This window comes from Micromonospora costi (assembly GCF_003626655.1).
Taxonomy (GTDB): Bacteria; Actinomycetota; Actinomycetes; order Mycobacteriales; family Micromonosporaceae; genus Micromonospora; species Micromonospora costi.
On the sequence record NZ_RBAN01000001.1, the window covers coordinates 2100556 to 2114401 of the forward strand.

9 protein-coding genes and 1 pseudogene are annotated in these 13846 nt (G+C 70.8%); 9 read left to right on the plus strand and 1 reads right to left on the minus strand.

Annotated features, from left to right (window positions below; genetic code table 11):
• Positions 1-743 precede the first annotated feature (743 nt).
• The 6 genes and pseudogenes from D7193_RS34115 to D7193_RS09615 form a co-directional block, all read left to right on the plus strand.
• Positions 744-794: pseudogene (locus D7193_RS34115) on the plus strand (tyrosine-type recombinase/integrase); the annotation flags it as partial.
• 31 nt (positions 795-825) lie between these two features.
• The gene (locus tag D7193_RS34120) at positions 826-990 is read left to right on the plus strand and encodes a hypothetical protein (RefSeq protein WP_241562933.1); all 165 of its coding nucleotides are present in this window, start codon (positions 826-828) and stop codon (positions 988-990) included.
• A gap of 351 nt (positions 991-1341) precedes the next feature.
• On the plus strand, positions 1342-2148 hold the full coding sequence (locus tag D7193_RS09600; RefSeq protein WP_120778916.1) for an HAD family hydrolase: 807 nt from the start codon (positions 1342-1344) through the stop codon (positions 2146-2148).
• A gap of 185 nt (positions 2149-2333) precedes the next feature.
• Positions 2334-3230 carry an SRPBCC family protein gene (locus D7193_RS09605; protein ID WP_120778917.1) on the plus strand — a complete coding sequence of 299 codons (897 nt, stop codon included), beginning with the start codon at positions 2334-2336 and terminating at the stop codon, positions 3228-3230.
• Positions 3227-4591, plus strand: coding sequence for a methyltransferase (locus D7193_RS09610; RefSeq protein WP_120778918.1), 1365 nt, complete (start codon positions 3227-3229; stop codon positions 4589-4591). The genes D7193_RS09605 and D7193_RS09610 overlap by 4 nt, the downstream gene beginning before the upstream one ends.
• Positions 4486-5118, plus strand: a complete 633-nt coding sequence (locus tag D7193_RS09615; RefSeq protein ID WP_120778919.1) for a TetR/AcrR family transcriptional regulator — start codon at positions 4486-4488, stop codon at positions 5116-5118. Before D7193_RS09610 ends, D7193_RS09615 begins: the two co-directional genes overlap by 106 nt.
• A gap of 16 nt (positions 5119-5134) precedes the next feature.
• On the opposite strand, the gene D7193_RS09620 is transcribed toward D7193_RS09615, so the two are convergent.
• The gene (locus D7193_RS09620; protein ID WP_120778920.1) at positions 5135-5881 is read right to left on the minus strand and encodes a Fic family protein; all 747 of its coding nucleotides are present in this window, start codon (positions 5879-5881) and stop codon (positions 5135-5137) included.
• 191 nt (positions 5882-6072) lie between these two features.
• On the opposite strand from D7193_RS09620, the gene acs reads away from it, so the two are divergent.
• From acs to D7193_RS09635, 3 genes are all read left to right on the plus strand, one after another.
• Complete coding sequence (gene acs / locus D7193_RS09625; protein WP_120778921.1) at positions 6073-8070, plus strand: acetate--CoA ligase; 1998 nt, start codon at positions 6073-6075, stop codon at positions 8068-8070.
• Between the two features lie 265 nt (positions 8071-8335).
• The gene (locus tag D7193_RS09630; RefSeq protein ID WP_120778922.1) at positions 8336-11131 is read left to right on the plus strand and encodes an immune inhibitor A domain-containing protein; all 2796 of its coding nucleotides are present in this window, start codon (positions 8336-8338) and stop codon (positions 11129-11131) included.
• 369 nt (positions 11132-11500) lie between these two features.
• Complete coding sequence (locus D7193_RS09635; RefSeq protein WP_120778923.1) at positions 11501-13807, plus strand: immune inhibitor A domain-containing protein; 2307 nt, start codon at positions 11501-11503, stop codon at positions 13805-13807.
• Positions 13808-13846 lie beyond the last annotated feature (39 nt).

The following is a 13846-nucleotide window of genomic DNA, read 5'->3' on the forward strand; positions in this document are numbered from 1 at the left end:
TGGACCTACGCCTACCGACGGAGGTCCACTTCACCCTTCGCCTGCCTGATCAGCAGCTCCAGATCATCAAGCGAGGTCTGGTCCGGGTGCTGACTTCGGGTAGGCCCAGCTCCTGCCCTCGCCTACTACGGGTGTAGTGCTCGCCTTGTATGGCGTGCTGTAGTCAATTGCGCCACCAGCGCCTCACCTTGAAGCCTTCCCGTCTGCCGTCGACCCGCCCTCTGGGGGAGCGGGCCGCCGCCCGACCCGCCAGGTCAAGCGGACCTTGACGGCTCGTACGGACGCTGGCGGGTCGGGCGGTGGTCTGCTCGGCTTGCCCGGGTCGATGGCAGGCGGGAAGGCTCCCACCGCAACCACCCACGGACCGCGACCCGCCGACGCAGCTCCGGCCATCCTGGAGCCGGAGCGCCCCGGCCGGAGGTGCAGTGACCGCAACCCCGCTACCACCGGCCAGCCGCCGACGGACGCGGCGTGCGCTCCCCTACGCCGCGCGGGCTCGTGGCCGCGCAGCCCGGCCGGCTGCCGGCCCACCGTGCCCCGGTCAACGCTGCTGTCGTTCGACGGCGGCCCACCGGGCCCCCGGCTTCCCGCGCCAGCCGCCGGGCATCAGGCGTGACGGCCGCAGAGCGACAGCGGCAGCGGCCGGCGCGCGCCCAGGCGGCGGCGCGTGCGGCCCGCTCAGGGCCGCCTTGACCACCGAGCGGGAGGTCGTCGCCTGTGTGGCGGCCAAGGCCGTCGGCGGGATGCAGTTCCATGATCTGAGACACGCCTACGCGACCTGGCTGGTCACCGACGGCGCGCCGGTCAACCTGGTGCAGCGGGTCATTGGCCACGAGCGCGTCCACGACGCTCAACCGGTACACCCACACCCCGGACGACTACGCCTCCCGCGTCCTGGCTGCCTTCGACAGCTCTGCTGCCTCCCTGCTGCCCCAGACCGAGGAACCGCCCTCGGATGGGGCCTTCGGCGGGGACGGAGACGACCTGTGACCTGGGCCGCAGTGCTCGACCCGGAAAGGGACGACCCCCGTCGGGGGGAGACGGGGGTCGTCGGGAGGTTCGGCTCCGGGGGGGTCGAGCCGAACCCACTCAGCGGTCACGGGGGGTGCAACCGCCGAGGGTCTGCGTCTGTCCGAGATATGAGTACTCGTCGTGCGGACAAGTCTGCCTGAGCGGACCTGTTACGTCGAGTGGTGTGTACTCCACTCCCTGCGAATTTGTTTTCGCAGAGTGTGATCGCGATCACTGGGAGCGGAGGTGATCGGGTTGGCCTGCAGGTCCAGGGAAGATCGGACCCCGGGCACCCGCCGACCATAGACCATCGGGCTAGACTTTCGCGCCGTGGGCCGAGGTGCCGCTTTTTTCGATCTGGACAAGACCGTCATCGCCAAGTCGAGCGCGTTGGCGTTCGGCCGCCCGTTCTACCGGGACGGGTTGATCACACGGCGTGACGTGGTCAAGTCGGCGTACGCGCAGCTGATGTTCCGGCTGGGCGGCACCGACGAGCAGACCATGGCGCGTACCCGGGACTATCTGGCCGCCCTCTGCAAGGGCTGGCCGGTGGAGCAGGTCCGCCAGATCGTCGCGGAGACGCTGCACGAGCTGATCAACCCTTACGTGTACGCGGAGGCCGCCGCCCTGATCGAGGAGCACCAGGCGGCCGGCCGGGACGTCGTCCTGGTCTCCGCCTCGGGCGAGGAGATGGTCCGCCCGATCGGTGAGCTGCTCGGCATCACCGACGTGATCGCCACCCGCATGTCGGTGGAGGACGGGCGCTACAGCGGCCAGGTGGAGTTCTACGCTGCCGGCCCCAGCAAGGTCGAGGCGGTGAGCCGGATGGCCGAGGAGCGGGGCTACGACCTCGCCGACTCGTACGCCTACTCCGACTCGTACACCGACCGGCCGCTGCTGGAGTGCGTGGGCCACCCGACCGCGGTGAACCCGGACCGCCAGCTGCGCAAGCTGGCCGCCGAGAACGCGTGGCCGGTGCTGGAGTTCCGGCATCCGATCCCGCTGGGCCGGCGGCTGCGTGAGCGCCCCGCCGTGCCGGTGGCCGCGGCCGCGCTCGGCGTCGGCGTGGGGGTGGCGATCGGCATCGCCTGGTACGGCCGTCACCGCCGCACCCGGACCGCCTCCACCACCGCCTGACCCCTCCCCGCCGCCGGGGGAACACCGGCGATTCGCTCCATTACGCCGATGTGGCGGTATCCCACACACGGGGATACCGCCACATCGGCGTTCTGGCGTTGATCACCGCGCACCAAGACTTGAGCGACCGCTCAAACCCTCCTATGCTCGCGTTTGAGCGATCGCTCAAACACGGGGGAGGAATCATGGCGGAAGCGGACGAGACACACCCGAAGCCCACCACCGCGAACTGGGTCCTGGCCGCCCTCATCACGGTCTTCGGTCTGGTGGTCTTCGCGTTCGCGGTGGCGGAGGACCGCGCCGACAGCGCCCTGCTGTTCGTGGCGCTGCCGGTGCTCCTGGCCGCGGCGCTGGCCCTCCGTCCGGGCCGTACCGCCCACGGCCGGGTCTTCGTCGTCACCACCATCGCCCTGCTGCTGGCGGCGGTGGCGCTGCACGAGGGCGCGATCTGCGTGGTGCTGGCCGCGCCCCTGGTCTACGCGGTGGCCCACGGCAGCACGGCGCTGATCCGGCTGGTCGGCCGGTCCTCACGGACGTACGCCGTCATCGCCGTACCGCTGTTGCTCCTGCCGGGCATCGAGGGCAGCGGGATCGGGCCACGGATCGATCCCGAGCAGTCCGTCGAGGTGACCCGCGTCGTCGCGCTCCCCGCCGACCAGGTCGCCGCCCGCCTCGCCGCCGGCCCCCGACCGTCGCCGGCGCGGTCCGTGCCGCTCCGGCTGCTGGGCGTACCGACGCCGAACCGGGTGGACGGCGACGGCCTGGATCCCGGTGACCGCTGGGTGTTCGGCTACCACGGCAGCGCGCACGGGCCCGGCGGCCATCTGCTGGCCGAGGTCGAGGCCAGCGAGCCGGGCCACCTGAGCTTCCGGTTCGTCGAGGACACCTCGATCACCGGCCGCTGGTTCACCTGGCGGCACGCCGACGTGCGGTGGCAGCCGGCCGGCGGCGACCGGACCCAGGTGCGGATCACCGTGGACTACCGCCGCGGGCTCGACCCGTCCTGGTACTTCGGCCCCCTCCAGAACGCGCTGCTCGGTGAGGGTGTGGAGCACCTGCTCGACATGATGGCGCTGCGATGACGACCGAGCGCTACCTGTGCCTGGCGGTGCCGCTGCTCGCGGTGCTGGCCGCGAGCCGGTCGGAGCGGCGCCGGGACGCCCGCGCGGCCGCGCTGCTGGCATTCGTGGCGAGCGCGATCGGCATCGCCGCGCTCCACGAGGTCGCCCGGCTCACGGGGTGGTTCTCCTTCGCCCCGGTACGCGGCTCCTACCGCGGCCTGCCGGTCGACCTCTGGATCGGCTGGGCCGCGCTGTGGGGCCCGCTGCCGGTCCTGCTGCGCCGGGCGCTCCCGCTGCCGGTCGCGCTGGGCCTGCTGTTCTGGTTGGACGCGCTGGCGATGCCCGCCCTGCACCCGCTGATACGGCTCGGACCCGACTGGATGGTCGGCGAGGTGGCCGGCCTGCTCGTGGTCGCCCTGCCGGCGCAGCTGCTCGGCCGGTTCGGCGCGGACCGCCGCCACCTACGTACGCGGGCGCTGCTCCAGCTCGTCGTGTTCACCGCCCTGGTGCTGTGGTTCGTGCCGACCCTGGCCTTCGCGCAGGGCGGCGGCTCGTGGGACCGGCTCACCGGGCTGCCGGCATCCGCGTTGCTGCTGCTCGCGCAGGTCGGCCTGCTGGTCGCCGCACCGGCGCTCACCGCGGTACGCGAGTTCGCGGTCCGGGGCGGCGGCACCCCCTATCCGTGGGATCCGCCGCGTCGGCTCGTGACCACCGGCCCGTACGCCTATGTGGCCAACCCCATGCAGCTCGGCGTGGTGGTGCTCCTGCTGCTCGCCGCCGCGGTCACCGGCAGCCTGCCGCTCCTCGTGGCGGCCGCGACGGCGGTCGCCTTCAGCGCGGCGGTGGCCGGGCCACATGAGGCGTACGACCTCGCCACCCGGTACGGGCCGAGCTGGCACGACTACCGGGGCCGGGTGCGCGACTGGTGGCCGCGCTGGCGACCCCACGCGGGGAGCGGCCCCGCCGTGCTGTGGCTCGACGACGACTGTGGCCCGTGCGTGGCCGTCCGGCGTTTCCTGGAACGCCGGCGTCCGGTGGGCCTCACCATCGCGCCCGCCGCGGAGCACCCGGAGGTGCTGTGGCGGGCCCGGTATGCGGGCGGCGACGGCCACACGGAACGGGGGGTGGCCGCCGTCGCCCGCGCGCTCGAACACGTCGACCTCGGCTGGGCCTGGGTCGGCTGGACGGTGCGGCTGCCGGGGGTCACCTGGCTGGCGCAGCTGGTCACCGATGCGATGATCGCACCGCCCCACCCGGTGACGCGGCGAGGAGAGCCATGTCCGACACCAAGCAACGGCTGCTCGACGGCACGATCGCCGCGATCCGTGAGCACGGCATCGCGGGTGTCTCGGCCCGTACCATCGCCGCCGCCGCCGGGGTGAACCAGGCGCTGGTCTTCTACCACTTCGGCACGGTCGACGACCTGCTCGCCGCGGCCTGCCGGGCGAGTACCGCGGAGCGGGTCCGGCACTGGTCGGCCCGCCTGGCCCAGGTGGGTTCCCTGCGCGAGCTTCTCGACGTGGGGCGTGCGCTGCACGATCAGGAACGGGAGCTGGGCAACGTCTCGGTCCTGGCCCAGCTGCTCGCCGGCGCGCAGGGGGACGAGCGGCTCGCCGCGCCCACGGCCGCGGCGCTCCGGCTCTGGGTGGACGAGATCGAGTCGGTCCTGGGCCGGTTGCTCGCGGGCTCCCCGTTCGCCGAGGTCGCCGACGTTCCCGGCCTCGCCCGGGCGGTCTCCGCCGCGTTCATCGGGCTGGAGCTGTACGACGGCGTCGACCGGGCGGCCACCGAGCGGGCGCTGGCCGCGCTCGACCAGCTGGCCGTGCTCATCGAGGTCGTCGACGACCTCGGCCCCATCGCCCGGCGCGCGCTCCAGAGCAGGATCACGAGAGCCACCCGCCGGAGCTGACGGCCCGCCTGTGCCCTCAGGACGCGGCGAGCACCTCGTCGCCGATGCGGGTCAGCTCGTCGGCGCCCACCTCGACGGCCGTCGTGTAGTGCCGCAGCCAGGACCGGAGGCCGTCCGGGGTGCCGGTGGCGAAGGCGCCCGCGGATCCGACGTACTCGGGTTCGCGGTCGTGGTGCCCGACGTCGACCGGGAGCAGGCCGCGCGGGTCGGTGCCGCTGGCCAGCAGCACCAGCCGCGCGGCGCCGCGCGCCACCACGCCGGACGGACCGGCGAACGGCCGCAGCGCGAGCAGTTCCCCGTGCACCACGGCGGCGAGCACCAGCGGGGAGACCGTGGTGCCGCCGGCCACCAGCGCGGCCAGGCCGTCGAGCCGGGCGCCGACCACCGGGTCGGCCGCCGGCCGGCCGAGGTCCGGTTCGGGTACGACGTCGCGGGCGGCGAGCACGTGCAGCCTCGCGAGCGCCTGCCGCGGCGCCTTCGGCCACAGCTCGGTCAGCCCGGGCAGCGCACCGGCCACCCGCAGGGCTCCCTGGAGCACCGGGTCCGTGATCGTGCCGGCGCGGACCGCCTCGCGGTCGTACGCGTACCCCTCGAGGGCGGCGCTGGCGACCGCGGACCGGAGGCTGACCTCGGCCGCGACCTGGCCGCCGTGCCGGCGTAGGGCGCGGTGCCGCAGCGCCTCGTCGAACCGCTCGCGGGCCCGCTCCACGGCGGGAGCGACGTCGGCGAGCGCGAGCAGCGGGGCGAGCGGGTCGGTGGTCACCCCGTCACGCTAGCGACCCGGTCGCCGGCGCAGCGGCCAACCGTCCCCGGAGGCGACCGGCGCCATACAACTGGGCGCGCGGCGCGGGCCGCTCGGCGCGGTACGGGCAGGCGGCGGTCGCCCACGCGGGACTCCCGGACTAACCTCTCCTGACGAGACGCAGGTCACCCCGAGCGACGAGGAGTTCCCGCATGAGCGAGGCATTGGCCAACTTGCTGAACGAGACGCGCCAGTTCCCGCCGCCGGCCGAACTCGCCGCCAACGCCAACGTCAAGGCCGACGCGTACGACGAGGCGGCGACCGACCGGCTGGCCTTCTGGGAGCGGCAGGCCGGGCGGCTGGCCTGGTCGAAGCAGTGGGACCAGGTGCTGGACTGGTCGAACCCGCCGTTCGCGAAGTGGTTCGTGGGCGGCCAGCTCAACGTGGCGTACAACTGCCTCGACCGGCACGTGGAGGCGGGCCGGGGCGACAAGGTGGCGATCCACTGGGAGGGCGAGCCCGGTGACACCCGCACGCTCACGTACGCCGACCTGCACAAGCTGACCTGCCAGGCGGCGAACGCGCTGACCGAGCTCGGTGTCACGGCCGGCGACCGGGTGGCGATCTACCTGCCGATGATCCCGGAGGCGGCGGCCGCGATGCTGGCCTGCGCCCGGATCGGGGCCACGCACAGCGTGGTCTTCGGCGGCTTCTCGGCGGACGCGCTCACCAACCGCATCCAGGACGCCTCGGCGAAGCTGGTGATCACCGCGGACGGCGGGTACCGGCGGGGCAAGCCGTCGGCGCTCAAGCCCACCGTGGACGAGGCGGTGGCGAAGTGCCCGTCGGTGGAGCACGTGCTGGTGGTCCGCCGCACCGGCGAGGACGTCGCGTGGTCGGAGAAGGACCACTGGTGGCACGAGACGGTGGAGACCGCCTCCCCGGAGCACACCGCGCAGCCGTTCGACGCCGAGCACCCGCTGTTCATCCTCTACACGAGCGGCACCACGGCCCGGCCGAAGGGCATCCTGCACACCACGGGCGGCTACCTGACCCAGACGTCGTACACGACGCACGCGGTCTTCGACCTGAAGCCGGACACCGACGTCTACTGGTGCACGGCCGACATCGGCTGGGTCACCGGGCACTCCTACATCGTCTACGGGCCGCTCTCCAACGGCGCCACCCAGGTGATGTACGAGGGCACCCCGGACACCCCGCACAAGGGCCGGTTCTGGGAGATCGTCGACAAGTACAAGGTGACGATCCTCTACACCGCGCCGACGCTCATCCGCACAATGATGAAGTGGGGCGAGGACATCCCCGCCGGCTACGACCTCTCGTCGCTGCGGCTGCTGGGCAGCGTGGGCGAGCCGATCAACCCGGAGGCGTGGATCTGGTACCGCCAGCATGTGGGCCGGGGTGAGCTGCCGGTCGTCGACACCTGGTGGCAGACCGAGACCGGCTCCATCATGATCTCGCCGCTGCCCGGGGTGACCGAGGCGAAGCCGGGCAGCGCCATGACCGCGCTGCCGGGCATCGCCGCCGACGTGGTGGACGACCAGGGCCAGTCGGTGCCCAACGGCGGTGGCGGCTACCTGGTGCTCAGGGAGCCGTGGCCGTCGATGCTGCGCACCATCTGGGGCGACGACAACCGGTTCATCGAGACGTACTGGTCGCGCTTCGGGGCCGGTGCCGGGGGCGGCGAGTCGGGCGGCGACTGGGTCTACTTCGCCGGTGACGGGGCGAAGAAGGACGACGACGGCCACATCTGGCTGCTGGGCCGCGTGGACGACGTGATGCTGGTGTCGGGCCACAACATCTCGACCACCGAGGTCGAGTCGGCCCTGGTCTCCCACCCGTCGGTGGCCGAGGCCGCCGTGGTCGGCGCGACCGACCCGACCACCGGTCAGGCGATCGTGGCGTTCGCCATCCCCCGGGGCAGCGTGGAGACCGGCGGCGACGCGGGCGAGCAGCTCATCGCCGACCTGCGCAACCACGTCGCCCGGACGCTCGGCCCGATCGCGAAGCCGCGTCAGATCATGCTGGTGCCCGAGCTGCCGAAGACCCGCTCCGGCAAGATCATGCGGCGGCTCCTGCGGGACGTCGCGGAGCACCGGTCGCTGGGCGACGTCACCACGCTGCAGGACTCCTCGGTCATGGAGCTGATCGCGAAGGGGATGAGCGGCGGCAAGTCCGACGAGGACTGACCACAGGCGTACACCGTGGAGGGTGGCGGCCAACGGCCGCCACCCTCCGTCATGTCTTACGGGCTGCAACACCATTCGGTACACGGCGTCACATCGGTCGGTCGGAGGAACGGTGAGAAGCTGAACGGACACAGGCATGCTCCGACCCCTGTCGCTCCGGACCCCTCGTGATTTAGGTTCACGCCGGTCGCGTCGCTTCGACGAACATCACATCGATGCGTATCCGGCCGTGGTCCTGCCACCCATGCCCGAGAAACGGAGCGGCATGAACAGAAAACCCCAGTCCGGGGCACGCCGACGCCTACTCGTCGCAGTGCCCGCCATCGCCCTCGCCGCCACGTCACTGACCGTGACCGGCAGCGCCTCGGCGGCCGAGCCGTCCGCCGCGGCCCGGGCGGTGATCGGGTCCGACGAGTACTACATCAACTACGCCGAGCCAGAGGTGCAGCCCGACACGGCCGGCCGTGAGGTCAAGGGCCGGGACGGCGTGTACGCCCCGCAAGGCGACGCGGCGCGGGCCTTCGACCACAAGCACGCCCGGGGCAACCCGGTCACCGCGCGGGAGCTGGCCAAGATCGAGGCGAAGTCGATCAAGACCGGCAAGAACCCCCGGGAGATCAAGCAGGCGCCGAGCACCCAGACGGCGAAGCTGCTGACGCTGCTGGTGGAGTTCAACGACCAGGCCAACGACGACTTCACCAACGTCATGGTGCCGCGGACGGTGTTCGAGGACCGGACCTGCATCCCCGGCACAGTGCAGAACGGCCCGAAGCACAACCAGATCCCGAACCCGGCGAGCCTGCCGCACAAGGACAACAACTCGATGTGGGTGAACGACTTCTCGCCCGCCCACTACGACAAGATGCTCTACACCAAGACGGGCATCACCGAGCGGGTGCGCAAGGACCTCCGGGGCCCCGACGGCAAGCCCGGCATCGACCTGTCCGGCCGCACCATGCACAACATGTACCTGGAGATGTCCAAGGGCGCGTACACGGTGGACGGGCAGGCCAGCCCGTGGATCACCGTGCCGCACTCGGAGGCCTGGTACGCGGCGAACCGCTGCTTCCAGGACGCGAACGGCAACTGGGTCGCCGGTCGTGAGCAGTCGATGAACGGCCACCCGGACAACCCGGCCGGCGCCGGCCGACTGGCCACCGACGCGATCGCCACGCTGGCCGCGAACGACCCGACCTTCCCGTGGGCCGACTACGACATCGAGGACCAGGCCGACCGTGACGGTGACGGCAACTTCTTCGAGCCGGACGGTGTGATCGACCACCTGGTGCTGGTGCACGCCGGCAAGGGCAAGTCCAGCGGCGGCGGCGCGCAGGGCGTCTACGCCGTGTGGGCGCACTCCTCCTCGGTGCCGGGCGGCTTCACCATCCCGGGCACCAACCTCCAGGTGTCGAACTACATCGTGCAGCCGGAGGACGCCGGCGTCGGCGTGTTCGCGCACGAGTTCGGCCACGACCTCGGTCTGCCGGACCTGTACGACACCTCCGGCAACGCCGACTCGGACGTGGACTTCTGGGACCTGATGGCCTCCGGTTCGCACTCCGGTGAGATCTTCCAGGCGCTGCCGACGCACATGGGCATCTGGGACAAGTGGGTGCTCGGCTGGGCCGACCCGCTCACCGTGGCCCCCGGCTCGCGTCCGCGCAGCGTGGAACTCGGGCAGACCTCGCGTACGCCGGTCGGCACCGCGGACGGCATCAAGGTCGACCTGCCGGACAAGGTCATCACGCTGGCCGAGCCGCACAGCGGCGCGAACATGTGGCACAGCGGCAACGACCAGGACTGGGCCGACGTCAAGCTGACCCGGTCGATCGCCGTGCCGAACGCGGCCGACGCGAAGTTCTGGATGTGGAACAACTACGTCATCGAGGCGGACTGGGACTACGGCTTCGTCGAGGTGTCGACCGACGGCGGGGCCACCTGGGCCGAGCAGAAGGTGTACGACGAGGCCGGCACCGTGGTCACCACCCCGGACAACTACCCGGACCCGAACGGCCGGATGAACGACTTCGGGGGCAAGAAGTACGGCCTGACCGGCGGCACCGACGGTTGGCGGCACGACTACGTCGACCTGTCGTCGTACGCGGGGACGACCATCCAGCTGCGCCTGCGCTACGCCACCGACGAGGCGTTCGTGGAGCGGGGCTGGTTCGCCGACGACTTCTCGGTCACCGGCGGCGGTGCCACCACCTGGAGCGACGACGTCGAGAGCGGTGCCAACGGCTGGACGGGTACCGGCGGCACCTGGGTCGACACGACCGGTGAGGGCTGGAACATCGACAGCGGCACCATGGTCCAGGCGCACTACTACCTGGCCGAGTGGCGCAACTTCGACGGCTTCGACAAGGGCCTGAAGTACGCGTACGACACGGTCTACTCGCGTGACGCGTGGAAGGTCGACCGGATCGCGTACAACGCCCCGGGCATGCTGGTCTGGTACCGGGACACCGCGCTCGGCGACGTCAACCACGTCACCGGGCAGCTCACGGCCCTGCCCAGCTACGGCGCCAAGGGTGGTCTGCTCATCGTCGACTCGCACTTCGACCCGTTCCGTCGCACGGGCGAGGCGGCCGTGAAGGACCCGTCGGTGACCGACAACCTGCCCAGCCGTCCGCAGTCGTCGAACGCGGCGTTCTCGCTGAACCGGACGTACCCGTTCCAGGAGTGCCTGGAGGCGGCGGACGAGCCGTACAGCGAGTACTGCACCAAGTTCGGCTCGCAGCCGGCGGTGAAGGGCTTCACCGACGCCAAGGGCTGGTACCCGGGCATCGAGATCCGGGACGACGGGGCGTACGCCCGCGACAGCGACGCCTCCGTGGTGGTCCCGTCGCGGGACAACGCTCCGTACACCACCCGGGTGACCAACCCGGACGGCACACCGGCTCCGGAGTACTACGGCGTGACCCTCGGCAACGGCGCGATCGTGCTGGGCACCGGCAACCCGGGTGACCAGGGCGTCAACTACGGCGTCTCGCTCACGATCAAGAAGGCCGAGCGGGACAACACCTCCGCCACGATCTACGTGACCCCGGCGAGGAACTGACCCGGTCTGCCGACCCACGGCGGCCCGTCCGGAGCAGCACGCTCCGGACGGGCCGTCCGTCTGTTACGGCGGAAGACTCTTCCACGCCGCCGACGTGACGTTCTCGCGGACGTCAGCGCTCCCCTCAGGGGACCTCATAATCCCTGTCACGAAGAGTGATCGTGGCCGAAACGTAACGTAAACGGTTGCCCAAGGCGACGGCCGGTACGAGATAACTTGTCCTACTAAAACACGCCAGACAGCGCGCCAGGGATCGGCAATTGACTCGTGACAACCGCTCAGCTCTCTGTCAGGGTGAGTGACGCATCTCATGACAGTGACTGCTTCGGCAAGGCCTGTCATGTAACAGATCCACAAAGGAGGAGACCTTTGAGGAGACGAGTCACAGCCGGCCTGGCCACCGCCACGGCCGCGCTGCTGGCGGCGGGAGTCGTGGCGACGCCGGCCTCCGGCGCCCCGGCGGCGGGCCCGACCCCCGGTTCCGACAAGGCGAAGCACGGCCGGGACAACCTGCCTGACCCCAAGGCGGATCAGCAGCGGGAACTCCGGAAGCAGGCCATCGCCGACCTGCTCGCCGGCAAGGCCAAGCTTCAGAAGCGCAACGGCTCCGAGGTCATCCAGGTCAAGGACGACCTGTTCGTCGAGTACCAGCAGCCGCCGAAGACCGACCCGATCTTCACGATGCTCGTCAACTTCGGCGACCAGACCGACCCGCGGACCGGCGGAGCCCCGGGTCCCGTGGTCAACCAGATCCCGGAACCCGACCGGAACTGGGACGGCAGCGCCACCGACGACAACAGCACGCTGTGGCGGCCGGACTTCCACCGCGAGCACTACGTCGACATGTTCTACGGTGACGGCGAGTCGATGCGGGACTTCTACCTGAAGCAGTCCGGCGGCCGGTACACCGTCGGCGGCGACGTCAGCGACTGGGTCACCGTGCCGTTCAACGAGGCTCGGTACGGCTCGAACGAGATTCCGGAGAGCGACGGCTACTGGAACTTCGTCAAGGACAGCGCCACCGCCTGGTACGACTCGCAGGTCGCCGCCGGCAAGTCCTCGGCGCAGATCAAGGAGTACCTGGCCCAGTTCGACGTGTGGGACCGGTACGACTTCGACGGTGACGGCGACTTCAACGAGCCCGACGGCTACATCGACCACTTCCAGGCGGTGCACGCCGGCGAGGGCGAGGAGGCCGGTGGCGGTGCCGAGGGCGAGGACGCCATCTGGTCGCACCGCTGGGCCGCGTTCCCGAACCTGGCCGGCACCGCCGGCCCGGAGGGCAACAAGTCCGGCGGCGTGCAGATCGGTGACACCGGCATGTGGATCCGTGACTACACCACGGAGCCGGAGAACGGTGGTCTGGGCGTGTTCGCCCACGAGTACGGCCACGACCTCGGTCTGCCGGACCTGTACGACACCGCCGGCGGCGACAACGGTGTCGGGTTCTGGAGCCTCATGTCCTCGGGTTCGTGGCTGAGCCACGGCACCGACGACATCGGATCCACCCCGGGCTACATGGACCCGTGGTCCAAGCTCTTCCTCGGCTGGCTGAACTACTCGACCGTGGACGAGAACAGCGGGGCCACCCAGGTCACCCTCGGGCCGGCCGGCGACAGCGACGGTCCGAAGGCGCAGGCCGTCGTGGTCAACCTGCCCTCGCAGACGCAGACCACCGAGTACAACACGCCGTTCGGCGGGTCGTACGAGTGGTGGGGCGGCAGCGCGGACGACCTGAACACCACGCTGACCCGGCAGCTGGACCTGACCGGTGCGACGTCCGCGTCGATCACCGCGAAGGCCCAGTACGACACGGAAGAGGACTACGACTTCTTCTACGCCGAGGTCTCCAACGACGGCGGGGCGACCTGGACCCAGCTGGGCAACGCGGCGATCGATCCCGGTGAGACCGGCATCGACGGCTCCACCAGCGGCGCCTGGGTGGACCTGACCTACGACCTGTCCGCGTTCGCCGGGCAGAACGTGCAGTTCCGATACCGCTACGCCAGCGACGGTGGCGTGCACTTCGCGGGCCTCTTCCTCGACAACATCTCGCTCGTGAAGAACGGTTCGGCCGTCTGGACGGACGACGCCGAGACCCAGGCCGCCGAGTGGGCCGTGAAGGGCTTCACCCGGATCACCGGCTCGGTCACCGACGTCTACCCCCGCTTCTACATCGCGGAGAACCGGACCTACTTCGGGTACGACGACACGCTGCGGACCGGTGGGTACAACTTCGGATACGGCAACACCCGCCCGGACTTCGTGGACCGGTTCTCGAACCAGCCCGGCATGCTGGTCTGGTACGTGAACTACGCGTACGGCGACAACAACACCTCGGCGCACCCGGGCTACGGCCTCAACCTGCCGGTCGACGTCCGGCCGGACGCGATCAAGGTGAAGAACCAGGGCACGATCACCAACCGTCGTAACGGCTACGACGGCACGTTCAGCCTCTACACCAAGCCGGCGCAGACCTTCCGCCTCAACGGGGTGGCGATCACCGTGCCGGAGCTCAAGCCGAACGCGGTGTTCGACGACACCCGGGCCAACCGCTACTGGACCGCCAACAACGAGCAGAACTCGGTGAAGGTGGCCGGTACCGGCACTCGGATCGAGATCCTGGAGCAGGGCACCAACCCGACCGACGACATGGTCGTGAAGGTCACCAACTGATCCATCGATCAATCGTGGGGCCGGTGGCGGAGACGCCGC